The sequence below is a fragment of the Noviherbaspirillum sedimenti genome (assembly GCF_003590835.1).
GTDB classification, from domain to species: Bacteria; Pseudomonadota; Gammaproteobacteria; order Burkholderiales; family Burkholderiaceae_D; genus Paucimonas; species Paucimonas sedimenti.
In genome coordinates, this window is the sequence record NZ_QYUQ01000002.1 from 512,551 (window position 1) to 539,323 (window position 26,773).

The 26,773-nt window shown below is 58.4% G+C and carries 27 protein-coding genes; 19 read left to right on the plus strand and 8 right to left on the minus strand.

Translation table 11 applies throughout. From position 1 onward, the window contains the following. Window positions 1-12: 12 nt before the first annotated feature. On the minus strand, window positions 13-258 hold the full coding sequence (locus D3878_RS02515) for a helix-turn-helix domain-containing protein (RefSeq protein ID WP_119784041.1): 246 nt from the start codon (window positions 256-258) through the stop codon (window positions 13-15). A 375-nt stretch (window positions 259-633) separates the two neighbouring features. Here D3878_RS02515 and D3878_RS02520 point away from each other — a divergent pair, with 375 nt between their 5' ends. Further along, window positions 634-1,551 carry a site-specific integrase gene (locus tag D3878_RS02520; protein WP_119784042.1) on the plus strand — a complete coding sequence of 306 codons (918 nt, stop codon included), beginning with the start codon at window positions 634-636 and terminating at the stop codon, window positions 1,549-1,551. A 373-nt stretch (window positions 1,552-1,924) separates the two neighbouring features. Here the strand turns inward: D3878_RS02520 and D3878_RS02525 are convergent, their stop codons facing one another. Next, on the minus strand, window positions 1,925-2,269 hold the full coding sequence (locus D3878_RS02525; protein ID WP_158592157.1) for a hypothetical protein: 345 nt from the start codon (window positions 2,267-2,269) through the stop codon (window positions 1,925-1,927). 365 nt (window positions 2,270-2,634) lie between these two features. Between D3878_RS02525 and D3878_RS02530 the strand changes: the two genes are divergently transcribed. Next, complete coding sequence (locus tag D3878_RS02530; protein WP_147383867.1) at window positions 2,635-3,039, plus strand: hypothetical protein; 405 nt, start codon at window positions 2,635-2,637, stop codon at window positions 3,037-3,039. A 161-nt stretch (window positions 3,040-3,200) separates the two neighbouring features. On the opposite strand, the gene D3878_RS02535 is transcribed toward D3878_RS02530, so the two are convergent. After that, the gene (locus D3878_RS02535) at window positions 3,201-3,785 is read right to left on the minus strand and encodes a JAB domain-containing protein (RefSeq protein WP_119784045.1); all 585 of its coding nucleotides are present in this window, start codon (window positions 3,783-3,785) and stop codon (window positions 3,201-3,203) included. 83 nt (window positions 3,786-3,868) lie between these two features. Between D3878_RS02535 and D3878_RS24195 the strand changes: the two genes are divergently transcribed. Next, window positions 3,869-4,300 (plus strand): hypothetical protein, encoded by a 432-nt coding sequence (locus tag D3878_RS24195; protein ID WP_233556207.1) that lies wholly within the window; start codon window positions 3,869-3,871, stop codon window positions 4,298-4,300. Window positions 4,301-4,388: 88 nt separating this feature from the next. On the opposite strand, the gene D3878_RS02545 is transcribed toward D3878_RS24195, so the two are convergent. Further along, on the minus strand, window positions 4,389-4,877 hold the full coding sequence (locus tag D3878_RS02545) for a hypothetical protein (protein ID WP_119784046.1): 489 nt from the start codon (window positions 4,875-4,877) through the stop codon (window positions 4,389-4,391). A 10-nt stretch (window positions 4,878-4,887) separates the two neighbouring features. Beyond that, window positions 4,888-5,100 (minus strand): hypothetical protein, encoded by a 213-nt coding sequence (locus D3878_RS02550; RefSeq protein WP_119784047.1) that lies wholly within the window; start codon window positions 5,098-5,100, stop codon window positions 4,888-4,890. A gap of 905 nt (window positions 5,101-6,005) precedes the next feature. Between D3878_RS02550 and D3878_RS02560 the strand changes: the two genes are divergently transcribed. The 3 genes from D3878_RS02560 to D3878_RS02570 all read left to right on the plus strand — a co-directional run bounded on the left by D3878_RS02560 (window position 6,006) and on the right by D3878_RS02570 (window position 8,662). Continuing rightward, window positions 6,006-6,308, plus strand: a complete 303-nt coding sequence (locus D3878_RS02560) for an HU family DNA-binding protein (RefSeq protein WP_119784049.1) — start codon at window positions 6,006-6,008, stop codon at window positions 6,306-6,308. A 594-nt stretch (window positions 6,309-6,902) separates the two neighbouring features. After that, complete coding sequence (locus D3878_RS02565) at window positions 6,903-7,370, plus strand: LexA family protein (RefSeq protein WP_119787661.1); 468 nt, start codon at window positions 6,903-6,905, stop codon at window positions 7,368-7,370. 2 nt (window positions 7,371-7,372) lie between these two features. After that, window positions 7,373-8,662: a Y-family DNA polymerase gene (locus tag D3878_RS02570; RefSeq protein WP_119784050.1), complete on the plus strand. Its 1,290-nt coding sequence runs from the start codon at window positions 7,373-7,375 to the stop codon at window positions 8,660-8,662. Window positions 8,663-8,812: 150 nt separating this feature from the next. On the opposite strand, the gene D3878_RS02575 is transcribed toward D3878_RS02570, so the two are convergent. Beyond that, window positions 8,813-9,934, minus strand: a complete 1,122-nt coding sequence (locus D3878_RS02575; RefSeq protein ID WP_119784051.1) for an integrase domain-containing protein — start codon at window positions 9,932-9,934, stop codon at window positions 8,813-8,815. Between the two features lie 1,136 nt (window positions 9,935-11,070). Here D3878_RS02575 and D3878_RS02580 point away from each other — a divergent pair. The 5 genes from D3878_RS02580 (at window position 11,071) to D3878_RS02600 (ending at window position 15,665) form a co-directional block, all read left to right on the plus strand. Continuing rightward, a complete protein-coding gene (locus D3878_RS02580) occupies window positions 11,071-12,084 on the plus strand; it encodes a PRTRC system protein D (protein WP_119784052.1) in 1,014 nt (337 codons plus the stop codon). Continuing rightward, complete coding sequence (locus D3878_RS02585) at window positions 12,081-12,359, plus strand: hypothetical protein (RefSeq protein WP_119784053.1); 279 nt, start codon at window positions 12,081-12,083, stop codon at window positions 12,357-12,359. Before D3878_RS02580 ends, D3878_RS02585 begins: the two co-directional genes overlap by 4 nt. A gap of 48 nt (window positions 12,360-12,407) precedes the next feature. Beyond that, the gene (locus D3878_RS02590; RefSeq protein ID WP_147383868.1) at window positions 12,408-12,863 is read left to right on the plus strand and encodes a CFI-box-CTERM domain-containing protein; all 456 of its coding nucleotides are present in this window, start codon (window positions 12,408-12,410) and stop codon (window positions 12,861-12,863) included. Then, complete coding sequence (locus D3878_RS02595; RefSeq protein ID WP_119784055.1) at window positions 12,853-13,410, plus strand: PD-(D/E)XK nuclease family protein; 558 nt, start codon at window positions 12,853-12,855, stop codon at window positions 13,408-13,410. The genes D3878_RS02590 and D3878_RS02595 overlap by 11 nt, the downstream gene beginning before the upstream one ends. 110 nt (window positions 13,411-13,520) lie before the next feature. After that, window positions 13,521-15,665, plus strand: a complete 2,145-nt coding sequence (locus tag D3878_RS02600) for a putative bifunctional diguanylate cyclase/phosphodiesterase (RefSeq protein WP_233556208.1) — start codon at window positions 13,521-13,523, stop codon at window positions 15,663-15,665. A gap of 418 nt (window positions 15,666-16,083) precedes the next feature. Here the strand turns inward: D3878_RS02600 and D3878_RS02605 are convergent, their stop codons facing one another. Next, the gene (locus tag D3878_RS02605) at window positions 16,084-16,371 is read right to left on the minus strand and encodes a hypothetical protein (RefSeq protein ID WP_119784057.1); all 288 of its coding nucleotides are present in this window, start codon (window positions 16,369-16,371) and stop codon (window positions 16,084-16,086) included. Window positions 16,372-16,558: 187 nt separating this feature from the next. Here D3878_RS02605 and D3878_RS02610 point away from each other — a divergent pair, with 187 nt between their 5' ends. Both D3878_RS02610 and D3878_RS02615 read left to right on the plus strand, forming a co-directional pair. Continuing rightward, entirely contained in the window at window positions 16,559-17,506 is a 948-nt protein-coding gene (locus tag D3878_RS02610; protein WP_119784058.1) for an alpha/beta hydrolase family protein, read from the plus strand. Window positions 17,507-18,014: 508 nt separating this feature from the next. Beyond that, a complete protein-coding gene (locus D3878_RS02615; RefSeq protein WP_158592158.1) occupies window positions 18,015-19,352 on the plus strand; it encodes an MFS transporter in 1,338 nt (445 codons plus the stop codon). Window positions 19,353-19,522: 170 nt separating this feature from the next. On the opposite strand, the gene D3878_RS02620 is transcribed toward D3878_RS02615, so the two are convergent. Next, window positions 19,523-20,230 carry a TetR/AcrR family transcriptional regulator gene (locus tag D3878_RS02620; RefSeq protein WP_119784060.1) on the minus strand — a complete coding sequence of 236 codons (708 nt, stop codon included), beginning with the start codon at window positions 20,228-20,230 and terminating at the stop codon, window positions 19,523-19,525. Between the two features lie 245 nt (window positions 20,231-20,475). Between D3878_RS02620 and D3878_RS02625 the strand changes: the two genes are divergently transcribed. From D3878_RS02625 to D3878_RS02650, 6 genes are all read left to right on the plus strand, one after another. Further along, on the plus strand, window positions 20,476-21,708 hold the full coding sequence (locus D3878_RS02625; RefSeq protein WP_119784061.1) for a cytochrome P450: 1,233 nt from the start codon (window positions 20,476-20,478) through the stop codon (window positions 21,706-21,708). Between the two features lie 55 nt (window positions 21,709-21,763). Further along, window positions 21,764-22,867 carry a CaiB/BaiF CoA transferase family protein gene (locus D3878_RS02630; protein ID WP_119784062.1) on the plus strand — a complete coding sequence of 368 codons (1,104 nt, stop codon included), beginning with the start codon at window positions 21,764-21,766 and terminating at the stop codon, window positions 22,865-22,867. Then, window positions 22,864-24,069, plus strand: coding sequence for a CaiB/BaiF CoA transferase family protein (locus D3878_RS02635; RefSeq protein WP_119784063.1), 1,206 nt, complete (start codon window positions 22,864-22,866; stop codon window positions 24,067-24,069). The genes D3878_RS02630 and D3878_RS02635 overlap by 4 nt, the downstream gene beginning before the upstream one ends. A 163-nt stretch (window positions 24,070-24,232) precedes the next feature. Continuing rightward, window positions 24,233-25,003 (plus strand): SDR family NAD(P)-dependent oxidoreductase, encoded by a 771-nt coding sequence (locus tag D3878_RS02640; protein ID WP_119784064.1) that lies wholly within the window; start codon window positions 24,233-24,235, stop codon window positions 25,001-25,003. Window positions 25,004-25,086: 83 nt separating this feature from the next. Next, on the plus strand, window positions 25,087-25,881 hold the full coding sequence (locus tag D3878_RS02645) for an SDR family oxidoreductase (RefSeq protein WP_119784065.1): 795 nt from the start codon (window positions 25,087-25,089) through the stop codon (window positions 25,879-25,881). A 67-nt stretch (window positions 25,882-25,948) separates the two neighbouring features. After that, window positions 25,949-26,749, plus strand: a complete 801-nt coding sequence (locus D3878_RS02650) for an SDR family NAD(P)-dependent oxidoreductase (RefSeq protein ID WP_119784066.1) — start codon at window positions 25,949-25,951, stop codon at window positions 26,747-26,749. The last annotated feature ends 24 nt before the right edge of the window (window positions 26,750-26,773 follow it).

Here is a 26,773-nt window from a genome sequence, read left to right on the forward strand (position 1 = left end):
GGCCAGCGCCTGTTACAGGTCGGCGTCGGCCAGGATGTCGGCGGCCCGGGTGGCGAGCGCATCGCTGATGCGCAGCAGGTTGAGCACCGACAGGTTGTTTTCTCCGCGCTCGATCTTGCCCATGTTGCTGCGCTCGATGCCGGCGGTGATGGCCAATCCCTCTTGCGACAAACCCAGGAGCTTGCGCCGGGCACGAATCGCTGCACCCATGCGCACGAGTTTTTGTTCCTTGTCGAGTTTGGACGAGAGCCTTGCCATGCGCCAATGTTGGCGTCACGCTGCTTTTAATACCACGTGATTGAATACCCATATTGCATGCGAGTAGGTTTCAGACGGCCTAGTTCTGGACTATGACGATACAGCTTGCCCAGCGACCAGGCATGGCGCGACCTGATTTCTGTTGTTATCGAGTCAACGGCATTCATTACCCATTTAATATTAAAAAAACAACAAACGATTGTTTATAAAATGGCAATTTTAATAATGAACCCCTACAATCCGCTGCGCAGTGCTTGTGCACAGCGATGGTCGCCCTGCTGGAGCCGAAAGCGTCAGGATCGTCGGGGGTTTTCGGGTGGCGGGTGAGGGTCGAAGACTGGATCATGAAAAGAAATCTCAAAGGCGTGTTTTCCTATGGATACCGATTCACTCCTGCTGTCGATTGCGATGCTTCAGGACGTCGTCAATGGCAAAACCTATGAGGCGGTGGCAGCGGCTTACGGACTCACGCGTACCGCCATCGAGCGGCGCGTCAAGACGGCAGCGCTGCGGCTATTCCGGGAAGCCGGCATCGATGGCATCAACGAGGACGGGCTGGCGTTCGTGCAGCGGCTGCGCGCCTGCCGGACGGCGATCACGGCAGCCATCCAGCGCTACGAGCCGCGCAGGGCCGACCGCAAGCGTGTCGGGCGCATCCTCTCCGACCAGGATATCGAGATGGCAATCCAGCGCACGCGCCAGCGCAGTCCCTGTGCGCAGCGCGACGTGGCGCTCTTGTGCGTGTTGCTGACCACGGGCGCGCGTCCGCTGGAAATCGCCCGGCTGGAAGTGCGCGACTACCTGGAAGCCGATGGCAGTGTGCGAGAGGAATCGGTCATGCGCAGCGAGGTCGCGGTCAACCGCAGGAGCCGGCCGCTGTTCTTCGCCAGTGACAAAGTTCGCGAGGCGATGGACCGCTATCTGACGGATCGCACCGGAGGGCATCCTGGCGTCGCGGGGACGCTGCCCTATCGCGGCCTGGCGCCGGATAGTCGCCTGTTCCTGACTGAAAAGGGGATGCCGTTCGAGATCCACTGTCACGGCGCGCAGGGACAGAGGCGCTTTCTGTGCCGTGGCATCCTCGATACCTACCGCAAGATCTTCCGCCGCATCGGCTTGCCTGGCGCGTCGGCGCTGAGCGTGCGGCGCACCGTCGCCAATCGCCTCTACGAGCGCGGTGCCGCAGAAGACCAGATCGGCGAGATCCTGGGCATCAGCGAGAAAAAGTCGGTGCGTGAACTCTTGCCCAGGCAGCGCCAGCCCCTGCAGTCGGTCGTGCGCGGACTGGTCTGAGCGCGCGGACTATCGTCAATCATGCCGGGTGGGTTTGCGCAGCAGGGAAGGGACGCGGAAAGTGGCGCAATGCCTGGGAGGGCGTCACCCCGGCAAGGGGCGATTACAGGAGGAGACAACCGGCAGCACAGTTTCTCTGTGAAAAATACGGGAACCCCGGAGTGCTCACCTCGTTGGTTGCGATTTCTCCATCTCTTGTCGCAGTTTTGCGGGCAGCAGGAGATGACTTTGCTACCGGCGTTTTGCCGCAGATTTTTAGGGAAGAGCAGACTTCCTGGCGATCGCCGCAGTCCCACGTCCGTTGAGTAAAAGTGTGGTCTCAACGGCATTCCAGGGCGGCTAGAAACCGGGGCGCCATGGCGTGATGTCTTGGTTACTGATTGCGGGGAAGCTCGCCCGTTTCGATGTAGCGCGCGGAATTGGCGCAATGGCGCCTGGATTCTGCTTGTGCGGTATCCGACTTGAGCTCCGCGCTTGCCCTTTCCCAGTCCGCGCATTGCTTTGCCAGGCTACGGCCGTGGATATCGGCACTACGCTGCGCACGCAACTGGTCTCTTTGCATGGCTGCATTCTCCTGGCTTCGCTGCATGGCGGCTTGATTGGCGGCTTGCACGCGCTGGGTCTCCTGGTTGATGACTTTGGCGGTGTTGTTCCAGACTAATGCGATCTGATGCTGAGCGATTTTGGCTGTAATCCAGGCCGATGCAAGATTACCCACGACGACTGCTGCGGTAATCGTGATAAAGAGGCGCCAGTAATTCGGCGATGACTGTTTTGGGGCAGTGAATGTCGGGGGCACTGCTCATTCCTTGTTCAACCAGGCAGAAGCGCCTGCCATCGCAGTCTACGTTAATTGGTTGCTAACTGTCCATGAAGGAAATGGCGGTGAGGGCTACCCAAGCACCCGCTGTGCAGCCCGCAGTCCTATCGATCATTACGGGAGAAGTCCACTGCGCTGGTCGGTATGAACGATGGCGCTGCCTGCTGCAGCGCCAGGAGGCGGCGCAATGCGGCTCTTGAAGCGGCGCAGAAATGCGCGATGCTGGACAGGCGAAATCCATCACACTGCACAGGATCCGCGCCATGACATCCATCATCGACCCATCCCGGGAAGTTCTCTCGCGCGTCGTTAGCCTGGACACGCCGGAACCCGCGTCAGGCGACAGGCAGCAGGGCCGGGAATGCCGCTCAGAATACCTGCCGGCAGGCGCGGTCAGCACGTCCGCCCCGTTTGCGCTGGCGCCGCCATTGACGGGGGCGTGCGCGCCCAGTGTCGACCAGGTGAGGGCGGCAGCGGTCGCTCTGGGTGTGGATGCGACACGCTTTGCGCGGTATGCGGCGCTGCGCTGGGGTCGCGGCTGGCGGCGCAACGCGACGGACCGGGCACTGGCGCTGGATGAAATCAGGCGCTACCGCAATGACGCCGAAGGATTTGCTGACAAGGTCGATACTGTAGGGCGGTCGGCTGGACGTATCGGCGGCGACTGATGCCGACCCTGAACCGGGCCGGGCACGTCATTGCTAGAGACTGCTCTGGACTGATTTTAGGTCCACTTTCCGGTACGCCCTCTGCGTGGGACTGGTGCATGCTGCCCATTGTCCGGGCAGCATGCACGTGGCAGGGACAGCGCGTGGCGGGGCGCTGGCAACTACAGCATGCCCTGTTCGGCAAATGACAACACCTCGCTGCCGGCAACGATGCAGTGGTCGTTCAGGCGGATCTCCACCAGTTCCAGGGCGGACTTGAGCATTGTCGTCAGCATCTGGTCGGCCTGGCTTGGCGTTGTACTGCCGCTCGGATGGTTGTGGGCCACAATCAGCGACGCCGCATTGCGCGCCAGCGCTGCCTTCACCACTTCGCGCGGATAGACTGACGTGTGGGTCAGCGTGCCGCGGAACAGTTCCTGCGCTTCGATCAGGCAATTGCGGGCATCGAGATACAGCGCCAGAAAGACTTCGTGTTCAACATGCCCGCAGTGCAGGCGCAGCCAGTCACGCACGATGCCGGGTGAGCTCAGGACGGACCTGCCTTGCATCTGCTCGGCCAGGTCGCGCAACAGGAGTTCGCGCGCAATGGCGAGGCGCCGCTGCACCAGCGTCTCGTGGGACGCCCGGGCGACCATGTCGTAAGGTGCTGCCAACGCGGCAGACAACTCGGCAATCATTGTCGGCTGGGGCACTGCCACCAGCTCGCTGGTGAGTTGGGCGCGCGACATCGAGGAAATTTTTTTCATGGCGTTCTCCAATAAAAATGGGAACGCCGCCCCCAAGGGGGACAGAGTTCCCCGGGGTCAAAGCACGCGGTAGGCGTGCAGGAATGGGTGTTGCATCCTTGCCGCAGGCGGCATGCATTCGTGCTGGAATGCGACTACAGACGGACTGCACAGCGACTGCAGCGCGCCAAAAAATTATGTTGGCGGGCGCTGCCTGCGGCAATACACAGGCGCAGCGGATTGCGCGACAATCAGGCGATCGACGATCCGCTAGGAGAACGATGATGCTTCGCTGGGGATGCCATATCCGCCTGACCGCGCCGGAAATCGCGCGATTTGAAAAAATCACCGGCTTTGTGCCGGAGAATGTCAAAACGCTTGCCGATCTGGATGCCTACATCGCCCGCTGTAAACGCTATTACTGGGGCGTATCGCGCGACACGCGCTTTTTGCACTGGCTGATGGATCGCGAGCGGGGCCGCTGCCTTGACGCGGGGCACGAGGATACACGCCGCAATGCGTCAGGAAGCAGCTGAGTGCTTCACGCGCCTCCCTCGTGGGGAAGCCGTGAAGACACCCGGCGCTGCTTGCGCCAGCGTAGCAGAATCGCCGAAACGCGCCCGATCACGCTGCCCTGGTGCCGCCGGCAGGGAGCTCGCCCGACGCAGCCGCTGGCGCTGCCGCTGTGCCGGCAAACGCCGTCTGTGCTTGCGCAAATTCGGTGTCAACCGACAGTTGCTGCACGCGTGGCATGGCCGGCTCCCGGACGACTTCAGGCAGGCATGCCACGAAAACGTCGCCGGTCCTTTGCAGCAGCTTGCGCAGGGCACGCAGCGGCACCGTCAGCAGCACGCCGCACAGCAGCCGCACGCCCTGGCCGATGCGCTGGTGGCGTGCCTGCCGTGCTTTTTGCAGGCGCAATCCTTCCTTGCATAGCAGGTACAGGGCCAGATGGGCCCGCTTCATTTCCGGATCGGCTTCAAGCTGGCGCAGGATTTCCAGGGCGAGGGCGGGATGGCCGACGCGCCGGTAAAACCCGGCCCAGGCTTTCTGTTCCTCGTCGTCGACGCTGGCGCGCCGGCTGCGGGGAGGCTTGCTGGGGGCAGGGGACATGGCGACTCCTTCAGCTGCGGCGGCGGTTGCCAGGCAGGGCATGGCGCTGGCGCGACGTGCCGGTGCCGTTTTCGGATGACGGGCCGGGCACAAGTCGCCTGGCGCCGGCGTTGCGCTGCCGCAGCAGGGCAGCAACTGCAGGTCCGGCTGGCGCGGCGGCCGGCTGCGTGCCGGTGCCGCCCAGCAGGGTGCAGGGGGAAGGGAAGCGATTGGGGGAGAGCATGGGATTTCCTTTCAAGAAAAAAGGGAACACCCTCCCCGGCGGGGAACGATGTTCCCCGGGTGGGATGGCGCCAGTTGGCACTGGCGCGGCTTGAAGGGCATGCGTTGCGGCATGCGCAAAACAAAAGGCCCGTAGTCCTTGCGAACGGGGGCCTTTTTCTCGGTGGTGAAGCACGGCCTGCACAGGGCAGGCGTGCATTTTCACCGCATGCTCGCCGGCATTTCCCGAAGGAGGCTGGCGAGCGGCAAGTCCGGCAAGCGCCGGCGATACTACAAAGCCACTTGCGTGGCGTGACCGGCATGACTGTCGGTCGCTTCAGGGCGGGTAACGACCGCAACGCCGGCTGGATGGGCCGGACTTCACGTCAGCTTGGCGACAAGCCAGGGTGAAGGCTGTGTAGGTGCGATACCCACAGAAAGCGATTCAAGTATGGCAGTGGAGGTGGGCGCTTTCAAGCGTCGCGAGTGTGCCCGGGCGGGGCGCCATGCGCATACCAGAGCAAAGGCGGCGGTTTGGGGTGGCGGCATCTGCCGTCAGGGAAACGCATCCAGGCAAGGGCGGGCCATCGCTGCCGCGACGCACGTAAAACTGGTGCGCTGCGTATTTTCCTGAGCAGGAATGGTGAGCGTCGGCTGGCTTGGTCATATGCTTCCATCCTGGTCGCCTGCGTGGGAGCGATGGTGGAAATCGCGTGCTTGTACACCAGCTGGCTGCCGTTGCCACTGCGGCATTGTCTGCGCCTTGCTGCCAACGGGAGAGTGCGCAGGTTACCAGGTGGACCTTGCTCGGGGAGCGAGACTGTAATTGCCATAATGGAATGGATCAGTGAAAATGCAGCAGGCACAGCGTTTTCCCGACGCTGCTTTTATCGTGACTGCACGTCACCTCACTTCATAAGGTATGCAATGAACCGTCTAGAACTCGCAGAAAAAATCGCCACCCAACATGATCTGTCGAAAGCCGAAGCCGCCCGTATCCTGGCAACGATTACCGAAACCATTGTGACCACCGTCAAGAAGGGGGGCACGGTCGGCATCGTCGGCTTCGGCACCTTCAAGCAGGTGAGCCGCGCCGCACGCAGCGGCTTCAATCCGAGCAAAGGCACCAAGATCAAGATCCCGGCAAGCAAAGTGCCGAAGTTTGTGCCGGGCGCTGGCTTCAAGGCAGCCGTCGACCCGAAGGCCGCCAAGCGCAAAGCCGCGAAGTAAGGGCAAGGATTATCGGAAAGCAGGACGGCAGATTCCGCTGGCGGAGTCTGCCGGGAGTACCTTTGTCACGGCCGGGAAGCGTATCGCGAACGTGTCCGACACAGTGGATTGCCGCAGCCTGGAGCCGACAGGGGAATTTGGCAGGACCACTTTCACGCCAATTGTCGTGAAAGTGACGGCCAAGTATGCGGGGAAAATTGCTTCGCGTATCGACACCGTAAGTCCAGCCATGGATGATAGGCTAGACCTGTGACCGGAGTTTGACATGCATCACCGTTGTCAATGACAGGCCGAAGAAGAGCCCGCAGGGATGCGTCAATTCCATCCCGGCCAAAAAAAAGCCCGCGGACCTTGCGGTGCGGGCTGGAATCCAATTCATAGAGACTTGGAGGAGACAGAATCACTATAACCTTCCCGTTTTGGTGCGTCTGCTTTCGTTTTGTGATGTCAGTTATGTCTGTTAAATATAACAACAGCGATGGCGCGCTGGCTGCCAGGGATGGGTCAGGCGACGTGGCAATGATTTTTCTCAGTGCAAATCGGTTGACGCAAGATACTGTATAAATGTACAGTGGTGCCATTATGCCGCTGCCGATGATTTCCTCCCTTCTTCCTCCCGACGCACTGACGCTGTTGCAGGAAGCCGCGCCTGCCGCAGCCATACCGGCGCCATGGACAATCCGTTTTTTCCGGCAGCCGATTCCCGCGGGATTTCCTTCGCCGGCCGCCGACTATGCCGAAGAGGGGCTCGATCTCAATGCCTATCTGATCGCGCGCAAGTCCTCCACCTTTTTGTTTACAGTGGTAGGCGACTCCATGAAGCATGCCGGCATCCTGGATGGCGACAAAGTCGCGGTCGACCGCGCCATCGAACCCCGGCACGGCCATATCGTCATTGCCGTCGTCAACCAGGAATACACCATCAAGCGGCTCTATCGACGTGCTGGTGTCATCGAACTGCGTCCGGAAAACCCGGCCTTCCCAGCCATCCGATTTGCCGGTCTGGATGAGCTGCATATCTGGGGCGTGGTCACCGGGGTGGTGCGCCGGTTCGCAGTGTAGTCATGGAAAACACCCCTCGGGTCTTCGCCCTGGTCGACTGCAATAATTTCTACGTGTCGTGCGAACGCGTCTTCAATCCAAAGCTCGCGGACAAGCCGGTTGTCGTCCTTTCCAACAATGACGGCTGCGCGGTGGCGCGCTCCAATGAAGTCAAGGCGCTGGGCGTGAAGATGGGCACCCCCTGGTTTCAGATGCAGCCTCTGGCCAGGCAGCACGGCATCATCGCGCTATCGTCCAACTACACCCTGTACGCTGACATGTCGCAGCGGGTCATGACGATCCTGCGCGACTTCAGTCCCGAGGTCGAAGTGTATTCGATCGATGAATCGTTTCTTGGCCTGCAGGGCCTTTCCAGGCTCTGGCCAACCTACACCGATCTGGGGCAGGCGATCAGGCATCGCGTCGGACAATGGACCGGGCTGCCGGTGTGTGTGGGCATCGCCCCCACCAAGACCCTGGCCAAGCTGGCCAATCACCTCGCCAAAACCCGGCCGGAATTTGCCGGCGTGTGTGACCTGACGGTCCTAAAAGAGGGGCAGCTGGCTGGCTACCTGGCATGCCTGGAGGTCGGCGAAGTCTGGGGTGTCGGCCGGCGCATCGCCGCCCGGCTGCAGGCACTGGGGATCGGGTCGGTCCAGGCGTTACGGGCAACTCCGCCGCACGTCATCCGGGAGCATTTCGGCGTGGTGATGGAACGCACCGTCCGCGAGTTGCGCGGGATATCCTGCCTGGACCTGGAGGAGGTGGCGCCGCCAAAGCAGCAGATCATCGCTTCCCGCTCGTTTGGTGCGCCGGTGATCTCCCAGGAAGAGTTGCGCGAAGCGGTTTCGCGCTACATGCAGACTGCCGCCGAGAAGCTGCGGCAGCAGGGTTCCGTCTGCAGCGCCGTGCAGGTATTCATCCATACCAATCCATTCAAGACGCACGACAGGCAGTACAGTACCGGTGTGGTCGTGCCATTGACACAGGCGACCGATGATTCACGCCGGCTGGTCGCCGCCGCGCTGTGGGGACTGGCGCGCATCTACCGTCCAGGGTATTGCTACAAGAAAGCCGGGGTGATGCTGCTGGACCTGGCACCCGCATCGGTACGGCAAGCTTCCCTGTTCAGTCAGGTCAACCCGCGCACAGCCCACCTGATGCGCGTGCTGGATGAATTGAATGCGGCGCATGGTCGCAACACCATCCATCTGGCCTCCTCAGGCATCCAGCAGCGCTGGGCAGCCCGGTTCGACCACCGCACGCCGCGCTATACCACGCGCTGGGATGAACTGCCGCGCGTCCATGCCTGAGGTGCCTGCGGCAAGGAGATGCGCCAGGGACCGTTGCCGCTCGGGATAAGCCAGCAGTGCGGCACGGCAGCTTGCAGGACTGCGGGAGTACTCGCTATGTGGGCGTTCCTGAAGTTGGCCGCAATTGCCCACGCATGGTCTTGTCTTGCGCTAGGCTTTCCTACCCCGTGCAGCCGCCGTACCACCAAGGTAGGCCGTGGAGGCACGCTTGCGCCCGTGGCCTGCCAGTTCGGCCACGTCCTGTCGCGCAATCCGGTCGATCTCGGCAGGCGGCTTTGTGCCGCCGCGCACCGGCGCGGCAGCGCCCGTCAGCGTTTCGAACTGATTGATCAGCACTTCATGGCGCAAGCCGTGCGCCGTCACACCCAGCTGTTTCTTGGTGATGCCGAACTTGTCCATCACATAATCGAAGCGGCGCATCGCCTGTTTCAAGTCAAGTGCGGGATGGCCGATGTGGGCGTCGCGGGTGGCAGCGACTTGCCGGGCATGGTCGATGGCGGCAAGACGTTCCGGGGTGTCAAGCGCGACAAAGCGCTCGCGCCCACCCTTGCTGCCCGCCTTGATGCGCCCATACCATTCCGCTTTTCTTTTTTCCGGGGAAAAGCCGGTCGCCTCGAACGGCACCACGCATTGATGGGGCCGGAACATGATGGCTTCTTTCCTGCGGACGCCCAGCGCGCGCATGAGCCTGAGTGCTGCGCCGACATGCGCGTCGTAGGCAGCGATTTTCTCAATCAGTTCATCGATGTTGACGTGCTGGGCCGACCAGCTCCTGTCGTGATCGGCAGCTTCATGCCGTTCATAGTCGTCGCGCTGCAATCCATAGTGGTGCGGTTTTCTCACCAGCCCGGGCTTGCCGAGCCAAAGTGCCAGCGCGCGCAAAAAGCTCAGGTAAGTCTGGATCGTCGCTGGCGCCAGTTGTTCCTGCTGCCAGAGGGCGACCATGGCCCGGATATGGCGCTGGCCCAGGTTGCGCGGATCGGGCAGGGTGGCAAAGCCTGCCTTGTGCTTCAAGTCGCGGTAAAAGCGCCGCAGGAAGTTGGCGCGTTCCTGGCGTGTCTTGAACGACACTTCCTTGTGGCGGACCGTGTGCTGCTTGTTGAAAAGATCGATCAGGATGGCGAGTACGACCAGCGGCGCCGTCTTGCCTGGTGGGTTGAGCGCCAGGATCTCGGCGGCGCTCAGGCCATTCCAGTCCTGGCGTCGGCGCGGCTGATGGACGAGCGACATCGCCGCGTGTCGGGGGCGGCTGGATTGCGTGTGAGTGGGCATGGGGTGCTCCAAAAGAGACCGCCGGCAGCGCGGAAAGCCGGCGGGTCCAGCAAACGGGGAATCGCAAGAATGGGCAGATGCGGCGGATTCCATCGCCCTATCTGCCACGCGGTCGACATCAACTTGCAGTCCGCGGCCGCGAGCGGTGCTGCAGTGTCCCAATGCATTGCCGGCTTCCTGAAAACTTGCCGTGGCCGGCTCGGTCATCCTTAAAAATGGTGATGGTGATCCGTCCCGCTTGGGCATTTCTGCGCCGCGCGGGGGTAGACGCCGCCATGCCTCCAGGACATAGGGCATGCATCCACGCCGAGATCGGGTCTGGCGTGTGGTGGGATCGTTTCTTGATGGTCGTCACGTCACCTGCATGGAACCGTTCCTCACCGAAAGTCCGGGACGGTGTCAGGTGCATGCGCAAAAAACGCGCGGGGAGCCTCTCCAGGCAAGCACAGCCGCGCGCCGCAAAAGCTGCAGGCGCATTGGGGTGACGACAAAGTGGCATCCGACATCGGGTGTCGGCAAGACGAGCTGCTCGGCACCTGGCGCTTCCCGAAGATAGCCAGCGAAAGATGGCTGAAGGCCAGGGCAGACTGCACTTCATGAAAATGGACTACACGGCACGACCTCGCGGGGCGCGCCACAACCGATTCAGTGATCGGCAGTCAGGGCGGGTCACGTCCGCAACGCCTTTTTGCGTCCCGCGATGGGAGCAGGGCAAGGAGCCTTCCGAGCAGGATCATCTTGCGCGCGACGGGGGTGTGCGTCAAGAGCAGGTAGGGCAGTTTCGGGTGGCGTTGAACACGCCGCATGAGGGGCATTTATTCTTCGATTGCCGACCGCGACGAGCCGGCATGTGCCCTTGACAGGGAAAAAAATGGCCTCTGGTTGCGGCCTGGGGATTCCGAAAAAAATCGCCCCTTGACGCCTCGGTTTCTGGTGCGAGCCTGATGGGACCAGCAATGGCATCGCGCCGCGACGCCGATTCCTGGTCGGATTATGGCTTGGCTGCAGCCACACCGTGGTCGTGGCAAGGCGCGACCTGATGCCGAAACATGGCAGGTAAGCAGTCGATTGTGCCTGGCCTGGCCAGGGCGATTTGCCGATGCTGGGTGTATTCATTGACTGAAACGGAGGAAGCTATGGAATCGATTGTCAGGGCGGTGGACGTCGGGTTCGGCAATACCAAATACGTGACGGGCGCCACTGGCGCGGACATCCGCTGCAGCGTCTTCCCGTCGGTGGCGTACCCGAGCGCCCGGGACTTGTCGGCCGTGCCGATCGACGGCTTGTTTTACGAAGTGGGGCCGGAAGTGAACCTGGCAGCGGACACCTTCCGGGCGACGCAGATGCATGACCGCTACACCGAGACGCCCGAGTATCTGGCGTTGTTGCGGGGTGCCTTGAACCAGATGAAGGTGCCCGCCATTGATTTGCTGGTGGTCGGCTTGCCGGTTGCCGCCTTCCTTGCAAAAAAAGCCGCGCTGGAAAAGGCCATGACGGGCAGGCACGAGGTGGGCGGCGGCCAGACCGTGACGGTGCGTAAGGCGCTTGCCGTCGCCCAACCGCAAGGTGCGCTGGTCTACTATGCGTCGCTGCATGAGAAGCTGAAGACGATCGAGCACGAGCAAAGCCTGATCATCGACCCGGGTGCGCGCACGTTTGACTGGCTGGTTGCCAAAGGCATGCGGCTCGTGCAAAAGAAAAGCCATTCGATTAACCGCGGCATGGCCGACGTCCTGCAGGCCATTGCCACCGAGATCAGCGAGGATATTGGCACGTCGTACCGCGACTTCGATGCAATCGATGTGGCACTGCGTACCGGAAAAAGCCCGATGATCTACCAGAAGCCCTATGACATGACGCGTTTGATGCCGATTGCCCGCACGATCGCGCAACAGGCCGTGTCATCGATGATGCAGTGGATCGAAGCTTCCTACAGCTTTCAGAACATCATCCTGGTCGGGGGCGGGGCCTTTCTGTTCAAGAAAGCGGTGAAGGAGGCATTTCCCAAGCATAAGATCCATGAAATCAAGGATCCAATGTACGCCAACGTCAAGGGCTTTCAGATCGCCGGGATGAATTACGCTACCAGCATCTTGGCAAAAGAGGGGCAATTCCACAGCACCGGCGCCACGGCAGGAGGCGCGGCATGAATGCCGGCACGGCGATGGCGCCCGAGACAATCCGCCTGCTCTTCGAGTTGGAGCGCGACGACAATCCGCGCCTGTACGATGAGCTGATCCGGTTTAAAAAAGGGACCAAGCGGGTGAACAGGCTGCGCACGCTGGCGCAGGAAGGATTGCTGGCGCAGCACTGGCCGATCGGATCGGCAGGGAAGCGGGGCGCGGCCAGGGAAGAGGCAACGGCCTGCGATCAGGGCGACGCCGCGATGACCAACCAGGTGTTTGAGCAGCCAATCGCTGAATAGCGGTGCCATGCCGCTGTTATGCAAGCGAAGGCTGGCCAGGAGGTTCCCATGATGCATCGTAATAAACGGATGAAGCGTCCGGTGAGCGCATCCGAACTCGCGCAGATGGGCATGTGCGAACGTCGGGTTGTATATGAACATCGCCTTGGCGAGCGCAGTACGGCAAGCCAGTGCGCGGCACGGCAACGCGGCTTGACAGAGCATGAGCGTTTTTATCTGGAGGCAGTGCGCGCCTCTTATAAGAAAGGGCGCTGTTATGTCGCGACGCTGATTTGGGGAGAAGGGCCGGAAACCGCTGCGCTCAGGTTGTTGCGGGACCGGGTATTGCGTAAAGGCGCACTGGGACGGTGGATAATCGGCGGCTATTATCGATCGGCGCCGTTTATTTGTACCGTACTGGTGCGGCATGCGTGGCTGCAGCCTCTGGTCGGGATAGCAATAAGGACGGTTGCCTGGGTGGTTGGGTGCGCTCTACGCTACAAAAGGAGGGAGCGTGACCGTTAGCGGGTGGAGTTTACTGGGGCTAGCTGCCATCGTTCTGCTGCTTATATTGCGTTGGATCGGTCGGACATGCCGTGTCGCCACAGAACGCGCATGGCTGCCGCAGGATTTGCGGGATGCCGAGCTTGCCTATGCCGAACAGCGCTTCCGGGCAAAGGTGCCGGTTGCGCTGGGCGCCAGAGTGGATCGCGCTTACCGGCATCTCAATGGCGTAATGGTGCTGGTCGAGTTGAAGGCGCGGCACGCCAACCGGGTATATTTTTCCGATGTGGTCGAATTATCCGCCCAACGATATGCGCTGGAGTCGCACACCGGGGAACCGGTTGCCCGGCAGGCGTACGTGCTAGTCCAGCAAGCGGGACAACTACAGAAGGTGCCGCACCGGGTGACTCTGTTGGCGCATGATGAGGTCGTGGCATTGGTGAAACGACGGGAGGCGATCCTGATCGGGATGGTCGAACCTCAATATTCAAGGTGGCCGAAGCTATGCCGGCAATGCGCATTCAGGCAGCAATGCAAGTCGCCATCGGTTAATCAACGGAAAAATTAAGGAATGGTTAAGGGCATCGCACGATACGCTCAGTTATCGGCCAGCTAGTTGTAACGATTTCCGATGCCAGGATTGGCATTGCCCTGAACCCTGTCGCGAAAAACGGGCCTTTGGACTGGTTGGCATCGAGGAGCGCATCAAGACGATCGGCGGCACGTTTGCCGTGGACAGCACTCCCGGCAAAGGCACAACGCTCACCTTGGCCATTCCGTTGCCGGTGCCAATCGACCCGTCGTGCTAATGGCATCACGACGGCCGGCACGCTTGCCCCTGAATTATCCTGCATACTGATCTATAATAAATTTCTTACATGTAGCAAGTCTGGGACAGGCTCTATGAAAGACCTTGGCGATGTGCCAATGGGCAACCAAGCCGGGCCTGCGTCAGTGGAGGATCAGGCCCGAAAACTGGCGCGCGTTCATCGTGCCCTCAAAACCTTGAGTGCCGGAAATCATACTTTATTGCATGCTTCAGATGAGCAAGCATTGCTTAATGATATGTGTCGGATCATTGGGGAAAGTGGCGGATATCAACGCGCTGCCGTTGGTTATGCAGAACACGATCAAGAAAAGACGATCCGCTGGATGGGCACCGTCGGTACGGACATAAGGTTTCTTGAGTCGGTGCATCTTACCTGGTCGGATACGCCATCCGGACGCAGCGTGGCTGGTACGGCAATCCGCACCGGCAAACCCTATGTGGGGCAACATATCCTTACCGACCCAGCCTATGCCGCTCCAGCCTACGACCCTTTGCGCGAGGCGGCAATCAAGAAAGGCGTTACTTCAGTCACTGCTTTCCCTTTGCGCATCGATGGCGAGGTGATTGGCGCCCTGGTGATTGGTGCGGCTGAGCCCGATGCATTCGATGAAGAAGAAGTCCAGTTGCTCAGCGAGTTGGCCGATGATCTGGCCTACGGCATTGCCAACCTGCGGATCCGCGAAAAACATCGCGATGCCGAAGCCACCATCGCGCGACTGGCTTACTATGATGCGCTGACTGGCTTGCCAAATCGCACATTCCTGCTGGAGCGCCTGGAGGAATCCATGCAAGAGGCGAAACAGCATCACCATGCGCTGGCATTGCTGCACTTGTACGTAGGGCGCTTTCATGAAATCAACAAAGTCCTGGGTTACCGCTCGGGAAATCAATTGCTGCAGGAGCTCGGCCGGCGCCTTAAGCTGGCAGTGAAGGAAAATGAAACGCTTGCGCACGCAGGAGAAGCGGAGTTTGCCTTGCTGTTGCCTGCGGCAAGTGCCGAGCATGCGATCCAGAGGGCGCAACGGCTTACCACCATTCTGCATGATCCCGTAGCAGTGTCCGGTCTGATGGTGGATGCCAGCGTGAATATCGGCATTGCGCTTTTCCCTGGCCATGCCACGACCCCGGAAGCATTATTGCGCAGGGCGAATGCCGCGATGCGCGAAGCCAGGCCCACGCACGATGGTTATGCGATGTACACCGGCGGCCAGGAAGAACAGCACGCCCGGCGGCTTGCGCTCATGGGGGACTTGCGGCATGCCATCGAGCACGACCAGTTGCTGCTGTATTGCCAGCCCAAGGTGGACATGGCTTCGCGGCGCGTGTGCGGCGCGGAAGCGTTGGTGCGTTGGCAGCATCCAGTGCATGGCATGATTTTGCCCAGTGACTTCATCCCGCTTGCGGAACAAGCTGGCTTGATCACGCCGCTCACCGACTGGGTGCTGGAATCGGCATTCAGTCAAAGCTACGCCTGGCATGAGGCCGGGCTGGACTGGCCGCTGGCGATTAACCTTTCTGCGCACGATCTGCGCGATCCCGATCTGGTCGAGCGGATCCGGGGTTTGTTTTCTACCTGGGGCATCGGGCCGGAACTGATTCAATTCGAGCTGACCGAAAGCGCTTTAATGGAGGACCCGGCCAGCGCCATGGAGACGCTCACCGATTTGAAGCAACTGGGCACCCGGCTGTACGTCGACGACTTTGGCACGGGTTACTCCAGCCTGAGCTATTTGCAGAAATTGCCTGTGGATTACATCAAGATTGACCAGTCATTCGTCATGCCCATGACGGTATCCAATGATTCGGCAGTGATCGTCCATTCCACCATCGAACTGGGGCACAATCTGGACATGAAAATCGTGGCGGAAGGGGTCGAGAGTCAGGCGCACTGGGATAGTTTGGCGGCGCTTGGATGCGATGTGGCACAAGGCTATCATATCGGCAAGCCGATGCCGACAGCACAGTTCAGGAATTGGGAAACTGGCTGGGCTTGATGTGGATGAATTTCGCTGCGGTGCAATATCTATTTGATCAGGCCTTTGCAATTGTCGCGGACTTGTTGGCCAGCGAAATGACTTAATTGCCATGATTCTGGAAACAGGCGGGCAAGAGATAGTTGGGGGCTTGTATGCCTTGTTTTCGGGCAGGAAGAGGAAGCGGTCTTCGGTGACGGGGGGAAGTGGGGCGCCGCGTTCCTGCCAGTCGGGGAGGAGTTCGGCCATGGCAATGCGGCTCTGCGTGCCTTTATAGAGCGGGACGCTATGCGCACTGTGTTCCTTTTATTCTTCATTTATTTATATTTGGAGAATAAAAGGAACATGCTGTGTAAATTATACGAATTGATTCTCACACCCATCGTCTGTTCGATCTGCTACGGCAGAAGGGAGTGCTGCGCTCCAAGGAACCAAGTAGTCATCGACAAGTAATTGTGTAGTCGGTGCCGAAGCCGCGTCTTAAGGCAGCGACTTCGTCGTGCAATTCCATCCCGGACAAGGTGAGGAAGCGGCGCCAAGAGTATTTCGCCTGTCTTTCCTGCATCGACGCTCCATGTTGAATACCAGCGTTGTCCCGGATGACCCCGGTCTTTTTCGTCAGGCCGCCAACCATTCGATCAAAGAAGGCAATAACGTCTTCGCCGGCGACCGAATGCGTCATTATTTCCCAAATCAAGTCGACACCCTTTTGCAGGCAGCCCAGCACGTTGACTCATTAAAGAAATTGAATTTTACTTGGCGTTGACGTAGTATAAATAAATAACTAAGCTATATAGGATGGCTGTTGTTTTTAAATGTCAACCGGAGGCGAAGCATGGCTCGGATCTGATCGAGGTGAGCGATCCGCTGATCGTCATGCCGATGGTCGCTAATAAAACAGGAGATACTCTTTAATGATTGAAACTCAACGCGCACTCAAAACATCGCTGACACTCGCCGACATGGGCAGCTTCTTCATCGAGGGGCAGCGCAAGCACGTCGAACACACGGCAATACCGCATATCGGTCCGCAAACCATCAACGATGGTGCCATGTATGTGCGCTACATGATTCCTGCGGAGCGTAAATTCGATCTGCCCATCGTGCTCGTGCACGGCGGCACACACACCGGCATGACCTGGGAAACCACCCCGGATGGACACGAGGGTTGGGATACGATGCTGGTCGCCGCGGGTTTCGTCGTTTACAACATCGACCAGCCCTATCGCGGTCACTCCGGTTTCAATGGCGGTATTTTCAACGCCGTTCGCGAGGGCGCAGTGTCAGTGGAATCGCTGCCGCCGCTCGGGGTCGGCGGCGAGGAGCTTGCCCATAAGTTCGCGCGCGGTGGCAATCGCTTTCCGTTCGATCACCTCACGCAATATGTCGCACAATTAGTTCCCGATTTTTACACGCCGATCGCCGTGAGCCGCGGCCGCCCCGGCGAGTGCGATCCGCGCGTGTTGAAGGCGATGCAGGCGCTGCTGGAGCGCATCGGCCCGGCAATTCTGCTCACGCATTCTCAGGGCGGCGAAGTCGGCTGGCTGACAGCACTGCAGGCGCGGGACAGGGTGTGCGCGATCGCCGCCGTCGAACCCGGCGTCGGTTGCGAAGTGCTCGACCGCGCCGACTTTCCCGATATCCCCGTTTATGTGATGTGGGGCGACAATCTCGCGCCGGCGGGCGTTCTGACGCGGGCGCAAATGGAAGCCTGCAAGGAGCTGGCGGCGCAACGGCGCAACATAACCGTGGATTACCTGCCGGACGCTGGCATTTTTGGCAATGGCCATATGCTGATGATGGAAGACAACAACCGTGAATTGCTTGATCGAATCATCGCGTGGCTGCGAAGCGTCGGTTAATTGTCAGCCGTAACGAAAAAACAAGGCGCCGTAAGGGCGCCTGTTGCTATCGATGTGGCGATTAGCGCTCCACCGCAACTGCCATTTCCTTGCCTTCCAGCGCTGTGTGTAGCACAAGGCAAGCCGGCCCTTTGCTACCCGGTGCACCGAGATTGTGATCTTGCTGTGTCAAAGCCGTGTTGCGATGATTTCCATTTGAAAAATTTCTCGGTGACCGTGCAAGCTCGGGCTGAATTCGCAGTGACGAATTCTCTTGTGATAAGTATGGAACTACGTTAACCTAGTAATTAAAAATAGAAATAAGGCGGGCGTGTCCTTGGTAGGTGGAATTTATGCTTCAGCTGTCTGAGACGGCAGGCAAAGCGAAAAAGTGACATCGGTCGGTACTGCTCAGCACCGACTCGTTTGAAAAACGGGTCGACTAAGAGTGTGCTCGGGAATCCGCTATAAAAGTAAGACAGCCAATCCGGCATGCCGGTGCAGAATGTTGAAACATATAGGAGACAAAATGACCGCAGTGAATGAGAGAATCGCCCCGATGGAAGTAATGCCATCGCATAGTGCTGTCGACGGCAATTTCCGCAGATGGTATGTGTTATTCATCCTGGTGTGGGCCTATGCTATACATAACCTGGATAAGCAAATCGTCTCGGCGTTGATTGGTCCCCTGAAGGCGGAATTCGCTATGAGCGACTTCCAGGTTAGCATACTGGGCGGGCTTGCCGCATCGGTGCCATTTGCGCTGGTTTGTATACCAATGGGGATGCTGGCAGATCGCAAGAACCGCAAGCACCTTTTGGTCATTTTGCTGCTTGCATGGAGTTTAGCAACATCTTTTGCTGGGTTTGCTTCGACATTGGCAGTTTTATACTTGTGCAGAATCAGTGTTGGCGCACTTGAGGCAGGATTCAGTCCAATTACCATGTCGCTGATTTCCGATCATTTCCGTCCGAAGGAGCGTTCGACTGCACTTGGTTTTTTCGCTCTGGGTGCGCCAGTAGGCACGTTTTTGGCGATGGCGGCAGGCTCCTATATTGCGGCCGACTACGGCTGGCGTATGGCATTTCTTTTGGCCGGCATTCCTGGTGTGGTATTGGCGATCGTTATTGCATTTACTATCCGGGAGCCCGCGCGTGGCAGATACGATGCGGTGAAGACAGTCGACAATGAGACGGCTTCTTTAAAAATGGCATTGCGTTACATGCTGTCAGATAAAGCCCTGCTTCACACTTTTGTGGGTATGGTGCTTTGCGTGGCGCTTCTTGCCTGTCTCGCGGTTTGGCTGCCGACGTTCCTGGTGCGAGTGCATTCGCTAAGCATGAAGGAGGCGGGAATATGGTCGGCATTGGTGGTTGGTGCCGTTGGCGCTCTTGGCGCGGCGGCAGGTGGCTTTGTGGCTGATTTTATTAGCCAGGGGAGGGAGTCACGCAAGCTCATGATGGTGATTATCACAACAATTCTGGCTGCCGTTTGCACGGTAGTTGCCATGCTTTTTTCCCCCAGCCTTAGTGTTGCCGTTGTCTTGATAGGTTGCACTACGTTCCTGGCCCAATCTCTATTTGGAACCGGTTATGGATTGGTGATCCATCTTTCTGCGCCCAATATGCGTGCTACCGTACTGGCAATGCTGGTCGTTGCCTTCAACCTGATTTCCTATACCGTGGGGTCGTCGGTGGCAGGATGGGTGAGCGATCGGATGGCTTCGTTTGCGGGAGTGCATTCAATCACCTATGGAATTGCCGCGACAACGATTCTTTCCTTTTGGGGGGCAGGGCACTTTTTCCGGGCATACCAACTGCTACGGCAGCGAGAACCTAAATATCCTGACGTAATTCATTCCAGGTAATGTGCGATAAGCCGCCAGTCTGTTGAAGCCGGTTGGCGGAAATCCTGCAGCCACAATCGGAATTTGGCTTGAACCGATTTCATGGATGAATTTGTCGGCGTTTGATGGACGCGACCTGGAATGTTTTCGAGGTCGTCAGTGCGCCGCACGAACAGCTATATTGGTCGCCTTTAAAGGGGACTGCGCAATACGCCGTTAAGCATGCGCTCGACATAGTCGCGCCAGCGTTGTCGATGGCCTTCTTCCCAAGTCAATTTTCCAGCTGCATTCATCAGCGGCGAGAAATGAAATGGAAAGGTCAGCAGTCCGCTGACCATGACGGCGGCCACTTCGATGTCCAGGTCGGGCCGAAACATGCCCTGGCTTGCTACTGCAGAAAGGTGCTGTCGTACGGCATCGTAAGCCCGCGCTGCCAGCCTGCGCCGATAAGCAACGCGTGCTCGTCTTTCGGTCAAAGCCACTTCGGCCGAAAACAGGGTCAGTACGTCGTTCCAGCTGACATAAATGGCCATCATTTCATTGGCCAGCTGCCGAATCGGATCGCGCTTCTCGCTCTGTATTTTTTGCGAGAGGCGCTTCAGGCGATCCACGACGTTATCAAACATGGCATCAATCAGCGCAAGGAACAAGCCTTCCTTGCCACTAAAGTAATAGTTGATCATGGCGGCGTTGGTACCTGCTTTTGCGGCGATATCCCGTACAGCGACGCGCGAGAAAGACTGACTTTTCAGGCTCTCGCGGGCAGCGGCAAGCAGAGCTTGGTAGACCTGCCCATCGCGGTCGCTCGGCGGCCGACCTCGGCGTCGCCTGACGATGCTGTCGACATCTTTTTCGCTGATTAAGTCCGGCTTGGACATTGCCATGTTGACGGCTTGCATTGCGTTCCCTTAGTTCACCACAAAAATACAGAGACTCTGGCACCAAGAAAAGAGCGCGCGATCTCGGATTTCTGCGCGCCACAAAGTCGGAGTGATTAAAAGAATTTCTGTTTAATTTTACTCCTTGCAATTGGCTCCATTTCGCGACTAAAATCATTGCATGCAAAAGAACATAGTAACCTAAGATGTCTTATATATCTTATTTTCATAAAATCAGAGTGTAGTTTTTAAAAGAGGAGTTCCGGATGCAAGCAGCCAAAATCATTCCCCCACTGACCGAAAAGCCTGCGCATGTCCCGGCTGAATTGGTGCGTGACGTCGACATCTTCAATTTGCCTGGGGCGCGTGAAGACGTACATTTGGCGTGGAAGCGTATTCAGATGGAGATGCCGCGCATATTCTGGACGCCACGCAATGGCGGGCTATGGATGCTCACCCGTGCTGCCGACGTTCTGGAGTATCAGAAAGACCACGAAACCTTTTCATTAAAGGGTGCCCTGGTGCCGAACCATCCACGTCCCTTTCCCGCGCCGCCTATCGACGTGGAGGATGCGGAACATGCCCCGTGGCGTCTTCTGCTCTCGCCGGCCTTTTCGCCCAAGAAGGTTGCAGAGGCCGAGGCGATGGTGCGCAAAGTCACAATTGAAGCAATCGAGGGCTTTAATGCACGTGGCGAATGTGAGTTCGTGAGGGAGTTTACGCGCATTCTGCCCATCGTCGTTTTCCTGACCATGATGGGTCTGCCTCCCGAAGACAAAGAGGAATTGCTGCCGCTGGCCGACGTGATCGTGACATCGTCGACACCGGAAAAGCTGACCGAGGCGCGCATGGCGCTCATGGCTTACATCCAGAAGCAAGTCAACGAACGCAAGATCAACCCCAAGGACGATCTGATCACGCAGATCATGAATGCCAAAATCAAAGGGGAGCCGATTGAAGAGCGTTATGCGGTGGGTATGCTTACGCTCGCACTTAGCGGTGGGCTCGATACAGTCAAGAACATGTTGGGATTTTGCTGCCTGTTCCTGGCCACCCATCCAGATCATGTGCGCCAACTGCGTGAAAACCCCGATCTGATTCCCAACGCGGTAGAAGAGTTGTTCCGCCGCCATGGCGTGTCGAACACTGCCCGCCTGGTGCGCAAGGATTGTGAGTTTGCTGGTGTCCACCTCAAGAAGGGCGACCAGATCCAGGGCGTCTCATCGATGGTGGGCCTGGATGATGAGACGGTACCGGATCCGATGACCGTGGACTTTAATCGCCCGATGCCGATTCCGCACGCAACCTTTGGCAACGGACCGCACCGTTGCCCTGGTTCTATCCTTGCCAAACGCGAGGTGGTGGTTTGGCTGCAGGAGTGGTTGCCGCGTATTCCTGAGTTTCGCGTCAAGCCAGGCACCGTGCCACGCCAGAACGCCGGCATGGTCAACAATGTCGCCGAGCTCTGGCTATCGTGGGATGCTGCCAAGACGGCTTAATCTCGGGAAAAAACCGGACGCAATCCACCTCAATTAATGCATTGATCTTGGAGTTATGAATCGTATGACATCTACTCACGCCGCCCGTCCCCCGCTCGAAGGCATTCGGGTTCTGGACCTGTCTTTTTTTACTCCCGGCCCCTTTGCATCGCAAATCCTTGCCGATCTTGGTGCAACCATCATCAAGGTGGAGGCGCCGCCGGAGGGAGATCGTGAGCGGTACATCATGCCTTCTTATTTCAAGGCATACAACCGCGGCAAGTATAGCGTGGTGCTGAACCTGAAAGATCCGGCAGATCTGGCCAAATGCCTTGAGCTGGCTAAAGAAGCGCATGTCGTTATTGAAGGCTTCCGTCCTGGCGTCGTCGAGCGGTTGGGGGTTGACTTCGAAACGATTGCCAAGCTGAACCCTGAAATCATCTATGCCTCCATCAGCGCCTACGGCAGCAAGGGGAAATACGCCCAAGCGCGGGCGCATGACCCCGAGATTCAGGCCATGACGGGGCAGTTACATTATGCCAAGGACGCAAGCGGCAAGCCCTACTACAACTTCGCATACCCGACATCCGATTACGCGGCTGCCATGTATGCAGTGATCGGGATCCTGTCCTGGGTGCACAAGCCCAACCATGGTCCGGTTCATGTCGAGGCGCCGATGGCTGCGGCTGCCCTTGCCTGGATGTACCCACAGTACCTCAACGCAATCGAAGATGGCAATCGGGACTTTGCCGACAACAACCTCTGGCGCGGCAGCTATCGCACCTCGGATAACCGTTACATCACGCTTACCCCGGCGGAAGGCTTGGTTGAGCTGGCCAAGGTGCTGGGTGTGGAAGGCATCACTGGGCGCAGCAAGGAAGAGATGGGACGGATTGCCGACGCCATCGCGCTACGCCATTCCGAGGAAGTGGTGCCCTTGCTGTTGAAGGCGGGAGTTCCCGTGGGGCTGGTGCAGACCGCCGATGAAGCCATTGCAGACCCCGGCCTGCTGTCGCTCGGCATGCTGGAGTTTGCGCCGGATAACATGACCTGCGGCTCCCCCATTCTGGGCATGCCGACGCTGCATTTGCGCGATGTTCCGCAGCTCGACGGCCACGGCGTCCAAATACGTACTGGCGGATGGTCCGCAATTGAGAAAAACCAGGAGACAACAAAATGAGTGAAAAACCGAAATTGGGGCAAGAACCTGCGCGTCTGAAGGTCATTGACTTGGGAACGATGGTGGCGGGGCCCTTTGCTGCAACACTAATGGGTGATTTTGGTGCCGACGTGCTCAAGATCGAGCGGCCTGATGGCAAGGGCGACCGCATGCGCATGAATTCCGACTATTGGCCGGTGGAAGGGCGCAACAAACGCTCGATCACCCTCGACCTGCGCATCGAGGAAGGCAAGGCCATTTTGCGTAAGCTGGTGGCATGGGCAGATGTGCTGGTGGAAAATTTCAAACCCGGCACCATGGCGAAATGGGGCTTGGGTTACGAACAATTGTCCGCCATTAACCCGCGCCTGGTGATGGTCAGTGTATCTGGCTTCGGGCAGACCGGGCCAAACAGTCCCCGTCCCGGTTACGACCACGTGGGTGCCGCCATGGGAGGCATGTGGTACGTGACAGGTTATCCCGACCGGCCGCCGGTACTGCCAGGACTGCCGATTGTCGATTACTTTACCGGCACATTCGCCGCGCTGGGTGCGCTGGAGGCGATTCGCCGCCGCGATGCGCCTGGCGGCACCGGTAAGGGTGAATGGGTAGAGTTGGGCTTGTACGAATCCATGATCCGCATTGCAGGCTCCAATTTCATCCGCAATTCGCGCGATGGCCACGTCAGTCAGCGCGTGGGCAGCATGCCATTGGACGACCAACCGCCCAAGGGCTTGCAGCATGGCTTGGCGTATGAAACCCGCGATGGCCGCTGGCTATCGATGTTCCCAGTCACGGACCAGCAGTGGGGCTTGTTGGGCAGTGTCATTCCGGAGGTCTGCGCGCCGAAATATTCCATCGAGGTGATTCACAAGAATCCGCATGCAGCCGATTCAGTTGTCCGTAAATGGGTCAAGGAACGCGATTACGACGAGGTGATGGACGCCTTCATCAAGGGAGGTTTGCCTGCCGCCCCGATTTACAGTACTGCCGATATCGTTGCTGATCCCCATGTCAACGCGCGCGGCAACCTGGTGGAAGCCACCGATCTGGATGGAAATCGCGTACGCATGCAAGGTGTCATTCCCCGCTTGGTCAGCAATCCGGGCGAGGTGCGCTGGGCCGGCGAAAAACTGGGCGGCTCCAACCAGGCCGTCTATGAAGAGCTGCTGGGTCTGTCCAAAGAGGAACTGGATCAATTGAGAGAGCTGAACGCCATTTGACCTATGTGGCGTAACAGGAGCGATGCCTTGTGCCTACGCTCTGCGAGCGTAAGCTGCGGTGCGCTCCTGTGCGCAAAATGTGCGTGATACGCCACCGACATGGTGCGGACGTAGTTGCCCATGCCTTTTTGCTTTTGAAATGACGATGAACGGAGACTCCTGAGTGACTACTATTTCATTGCACGGACGGACATCATTGATCACGGGAGGCGGTCGAGGGATTGGTGCAGAGATTGCGCGGGCTTTTGCCGCGGCTGGCGCTAATCTTGTCCTGATAGGGCGCTCAGCCGATCAGTTGGCGTCAGTGGCAGCCCAAGCGCAGGAGCTCGGTGTTTCGGCGCGCGTAATCACTGCCGACCTTTCGCAAAGAAAGGATCTTGACAAAGTGATTGCAGAGGCAGGTGCGATCGATATTTTGGTAAACAATGCGTCTGTGAAGCAGCGTTACCTCCACTGCACCGATTGGCCTGAGGATTATTTACGAGAAGCATTTGAAGTTGGTTTCTGGGCGCCGGCAATTCTTATGCGAGAGATTGGCAAAAGCATGGCCGCGCGCAAAAGCGGCGTGATACTGAATATCTCAAGTACTGCAGGCGTAAGGACAGCGCCCCATCTTGGCCATTATTCTGCCTTCAAGGCTGCTATCGATATGGTGACCCGCGCGACAGCGATTGAGCTTGCGCGTTTTGGCGTTCGTGCCCTTAGTATTGCCCCTGGCGGTATCGACACCGGGCATCATGGACTGGCCGACAGCGGTGCGCTTTGCGCGCCAGTTGGGCGCATCGGATTGGTGACAGACGTGGCACAGCTCGCAACCTTTCTCGCCTCAGATGCTGCGAGTTTCATGACTGGTCATGTGATTCCCTGTGATGGTGGTCTATCGGCGGGCGAATTCACCAGACATGCTCCGCCTTATCTTTCGCGAGTGGAGTAAGTGGAGTAGTTGCGCTGGCGTTATTCCTGAATATTGAAGCAGGAAGATTGGTCAGATCGTGCGTTACATTTAAGGAGACAAGTATGGGAATGCTGGAAGGACAAACTGTTTTTTTGTCTGGTGTCGGTGAAGGATTGGGCCGCGATGCGGCGCTGCTGTTCGCACGCGAAGGGGCCGATCTGGTCATCACGGCCCGCCGGCCGGATATCATCGAGTCCATTGCTGCCGAGGTGCGGCAGTTGGGCCGCAAGTGCTTGCCTGTGGTGTGTGACATTACCAAGCTCGATGATTGCGAGCGGTCGACTCACGCAGCCATTGAGCGGTTCGGCAAGATTGACACCCTGGTCAACATTGCCTACGTCACGGACTGGCCTAAGCGCCTCACTTTGCTCGAATCCGAGCCGGATCTTTCCAACTACCGCGGGTGTTTTGAAGTAAACGTCTTTGCCACGCTGCAGATGACCCGCCTGGTAGCCAAGCACATGGTCGAGCGGCGTGCGGGGCGCATCGTGATGATCAACACCATGACGGCAGAGAAAGTTTATCCGGGCAGCGAGGGTTATTCGGGATCTAAAATTGCCCTGCAACGCATGACCCGTGCTGTGGCAATGGAGCTTGGCGAATACGGCATCCGGGTCAATTCGATGCACCCAGGCTTCATGTGGGGGCCACAGGTCGAAAAAGTCATGAATCTACGAGCGATCCAGAACGGCACGACACCTGAGCAAGAGCTCAAGAAAGTGACGGATCAGGCGGCCCTGCGCTACGTTCCGCCTACCGAGGAATATGCACGCACGCTGCTGTTCTTTGCCAGCAGCCTGTCGGACGCGGTCACCGGGCAATCCCTGCACGTGAATGGCGGACTGTATTTCCATTGATTTCACAAGTGCTTTCTTGGAGATAAAACCATGCTTTACCTTTGGACAAAAGTAATTGGAGCTCCGTATGAAGATTGAATCTGGTCAAGTAGCTGTAATTACAGGCGCAGCTTCTGGAATTGGACTTGCGATGGCCCGGGCTTTCGGTGGTCGGGGCCTGAAATTGGCCATGGCGGACGTCGACGAAAAACGACTTGCTCACGAAGTGGAAACATTGAGAGTTGCAGGGATTGAGGCGAAGGCCTTTGCCTGCGATGTGTCCTTGCCTGCCGAACTCGAGAAACTCAAAGATGGCACGCTTGCAGAATTTGGGCGTTTCGACATTGTCTGCAACAACGCCGGTGTGATCTTGCCTTTCAGTCCCTTATGGGAAGTTTCAACGTCGGATTGGGAGTGGATTCTCGATATCAACCTGAGAGGCATTTTCAATGGCATCCGAACTTTTGTCCCTCATCTGGTACAGCAAGGGAGCGGCCATATTGTCAATACCGCATCGATGGCGGGAGTCACGATGATACCGGGAAATGGTGCCTACAATGCGACTAAGCATGCTGCGGTCTCTCTTACCGAAACCCTGGCGGCTGACTTGTCGGAGGCTGGAAGCGCGGTTGGTGCGACCGTTTTATGCTGCGGATTGGTCAGCACACGGATTCGAGAGTCGGTACTCAAACGCAGCGCTCCCGCGCCAATTAATATGGAGGCAATTGTCAATCCCATTGCCAAATCCTTCATCTCTTTACCGCCCGACGATGTGGCTGACATGGTATTGGACGCCATAGAAAAACGTCGTTTATATCTGTTCACCAATCCCGGATCGGAAGAAAGAATTCGCAACCGGATAGACCGCTTGCTGAGCGACCTTCACTAAACCTCCACCTAGATCCGCCCTCAA

Bases quoted from the DNA above. Each gene is read 5' to 3' on its own strand.
- D3878_RS02515 (WP_119784041.1), bottom strand. From the start codon at position 258: ATGGCAAGGCTCTCGTCCAAACTCGACAAGGAACAAAAACTCGTGCGC.
- D3878_RS02520 (WP_119784042.1), top strand. From the start codon at position 634: ATGGATACCGATTCACTCCTGCTGTCGATTGCGATGCTTCAGGACGTC.
- D3878_RS02530 (WP_147383867.1), top strand. From the start codon at position 2,635: ATGACATCCATCATCGACCCATCCCGGGAAGTTCTCTCGCGCGTCGTT.
- D3878_RS02535 (WP_119784045.1), bottom strand. From the start codon at position 3,785: ATGAAAAAAATTTCCTCGATGTCGCGCGCCCAACTCACCAGCGAGCTG.
- D3878_RS24195 (WP_233556207.1), top strand. From the start codon at position 3,869: ATGGGTGTTGCATCCTTGCCGCAGGCGGCATGCATTCGTGCTGGAATG.
- D3878_RS02545 (WP_119784046.1), bottom strand. From the start codon at position 4,877: ATGTCCCCTGCCCCCAGCAAGCCTCCCCGCAGCCGGCGCGCCAGCGTC.
- D3878_RS02550 (WP_119784047.1), bottom strand. From the start codon at position 5,100: ATGCTCTCCCCCAATCGCTTCCCTTCCCCCTGCACCCTGCTGGGCGGC.
- D3878_RS02560 (WP_119784049.1), top strand. From the start codon at position 6,006: ATGAACCGTCTAGAACTCGCAGAAAAAATCGCCACCCAACATGATCTG.
- D3878_RS02565 (WP_119787661.1), top strand. From the start codon at position 6,903: ATGATTTCCTCCCTTCTTCCTCCCGACGCACTGACGCTGTTGCAGGAA.
- D3878_RS02570 (WP_119784050.1), top strand. From the start codon at position 7,373: ATGGAAAACACCCCTCGGGTCTTCGCCCTGGTCGACTGCAATAATTTC.
- D3878_RS02575 (WP_119784051.1), bottom strand. From the start codon at position 9,934: ATGCCCACTCACACGCAATCCAGCCGCCCCCGACACGCGGCGATGTCG.
- D3878_RS02580 (WP_119784052.1), top strand. From the start codon at position 11,071: ATGGAATCGATTGTCAGGGCGGTGGACGTCGGGTTCGGCAATACCAAA.
- D3878_RS02585 (WP_119784053.1), top strand. From the start codon at position 12,081: ATGAATGCCGGCACGGCGATGGCGCCCGAGACAATCCGCCTGCTCTTC.
- D3878_RS02590 (WP_147383868.1), top strand. From the start codon at position 12,408: ATGATGCATCGTAATAAACGGATGAAGCGTCCGGTGAGCGCATCCGAA.
- D3878_RS02610 (WP_119784058.1), top strand. From the start codon at position 16,559: ATGATTGAAACTCAACGCGCACTCAAAACATCGCTGACACTCGCCGAC.
- D3878_RS02615 (WP_158592158.1), top strand. From the start codon at position 18,015: ATGACCGCAGTGAATGAGAGAATCGCCCCGATGGAAGTAATGCCATCG.
- D3878_RS02620 (WP_119784060.1), bottom strand. From the start codon at position 20,230: ATGCAAGCCGTCAACATGGCAATGTCCAAGCCGGACTTAATCAGCGAA.
- D3878_RS02625 (WP_119784061.1), top strand. From the start codon at position 20,476: ATGCAAGCAGCCAAAATCATTCCCCCACTGACCGAAAAGCCTGCGCAT.
- D3878_RS02630 (WP_119784062.1), top strand. From the start codon at position 21,764: ATGAATCGTATGACATCTACTCACGCCGCCCGTCCCCCGCTCGAAGGC.
- D3878_RS02635 (WP_119784063.1), top strand. From the start codon at position 22,864: ATGAGTGAAAAACCGAAATTGGGGCAAGAACCTGCGCGTCTGAAGGTC.
- D3878_RS02645 (WP_119784065.1), top strand. From the start codon at position 25,087: ATGGGAATGCTGGAAGGACAAACTGTTTTTTTGTCTGGTGTCGGTGAA.
- D3878_RS02650 (WP_119784066.1), top strand. From the start codon at position 25,949: ATGAAGATTGAATCTGGTCAAGTAGCTGTAATTACAGGCGCAGCTTCT.